Below are 1535 nucleotides of genomic sequence, written 5' to 3'. Positions count from 1 at the left end.
TTCTCGTGCCGGTGCCGTGCGCCTCGATGTAGTCCACGTCGCCGGCGCCCAGGCCGGCGGCGTCGAGCGCCCGCCGGATCACGTCCGCCTCGCCGGAAGCCGACGGCACCGTCTGGCCCGCGGCGCTGTGCCCGGCGTTGCCGGCTGCGGTCGCGCGGATGACGGCGTGGATGCGGTCACCGTCGCGCAGGGCGGCCGGCAGCGGTTTCAGCAGCACCAAGCCCCCGCCCTCGCCGCGCACGTAGCCGTCGGCGCGCCGATCGAACGCGTAGGTGTGGCCCGACGTCGACAGCGCGCCGAATTCGCGCTCCAGCATTGCCGTTTCGTCGGCCAAGTTGAGGTGGACGCCGCCGGCGAGCGCGAGCGCCGACTCGCCGGCGCGCAGGCTCTCGCAGGCGAGGTGCACGGCCAGCAGCGACGACGACTGGCCGGAGTCGACGGTCAGGCTGGGACCCCGCAACCCCAACGCGTAGGAGATCCTGTTGGCGATCATCCCGCGGCTGATGCCGGCGAAGGAGTGGTGGTCGAGGTTGTCGGCGATGTCGCGCAGCGTGAGGGCGGCGTAATCGTCGGCCATCGCCCCGACGTACACCGAAACCGCGGCGCCGCGCACCGTTTCCGGCACCACGAACGCGTCTTCGAAAGCCTCCCATGCCAGTTCGAGCGCCAGCCGCTGGCGGGGGTCCATCGCGGCCGCCTCGCGCGGCGAGAGGTTGAAGAAGTCGGCGTCGAACTCCGCGACGTCCCAGGGCAATTGCGTGGCTTCGCGGCCGTCGCGGATCAGCTCCCAGAATTCGCGCGGGCTGGCCGCGCCCGGGAATCGGCAGGCGAGGCCGATGACCGCGACGTCGGGCATGCTAGGGGCCGATCTCTTCGTCGAGGATGGCGAAGAGTTGGCTCTCGGTGGCGGTGGCGATGTCGTCGTCGAACGGGTCGCCGGGGTGTTCCGGGTAGGGGCCGTCCGCCGGCCCGGTCAGGCCGTCCAGCATGCCCTGCAGCCGGGTGACCAGCTGCGCCCGGTCGCCGGGGCTCCAGTCGGATTGGCCCACGAGCGCCTGCATTTCGCGGGCGACGTCGTTGAAGCGGGCCATCCGGTCGGGGGGCTCGGCGCTCGTCCCGGCGGCCAGCTGGGCGTCGAGCTGCTCGGCCAGCGCCGCGGGCGTCGGGTGATCGAAGATCAGCGTCGGCGAAAGGGTAAGGCCCGTCGCGATTTTGAGCCTGTTGCGCAACTCCACGGCGGTCAGCGAGTCGAAACCGAGATCTCCAAAGGCCTGGTCGGCGTCGACGTCCGCGGTGCTGTGGCCCAACACCGTGGCGGCGTTGGTGCACACCAGCTCCACCAGCTCGCGCCGCCGCTGTTCGGGGGCCACGCCCTCCAGGCGCGCTCGCAGGCCCGTCAGCGAGACCATGTCGGTGGGGTCGAGGACCCGCCGCGCGGGCCGGGCGGCCAACTGGCTCAACAGCGGCGGCGCGAGCTGGTGGAGCTGGTGTGCACCAACGCCGCCACGGTGTTGGGCCACAGCACCGCGGACGTC

2 protein-coding genes are annotated in these 1535 nt (G+C 72.2%); both read right to left on the bottom strand.

Going from position 1 to position 1535, the window contains the following annotated elements; genetic code table 11:
• The coding region (locus A5702_RS11085; protein ID WP_197506543.1) for a polyketide synthase at window positions 1-856 on the bottom strand (856 nt) is incomplete at its 3' end.
• 1 nt (window position 857) lies between these two features.
• Window positions 858-1535 (bottom strand): phosphopantetheine-binding protein (locus tag A5702_RS11080; protein WP_231965040.1); only part of this gene is annotated, 678 nt, incomplete at its 5' end.

Origin of the sequence: Mycobacterium sp. E3339 (assembly GCF_001666915.1) — a bacterium.
Lineage (GTDB): Bacteria > Actinomycetota > Actinomycetes > Mycobacteriales > Mycobacteriaceae > Mycobacterium.
Note: the sequence above shows the minus strand (reverse complement) of the source record. Positions and strands in the feature narration are given on the sequence as shown.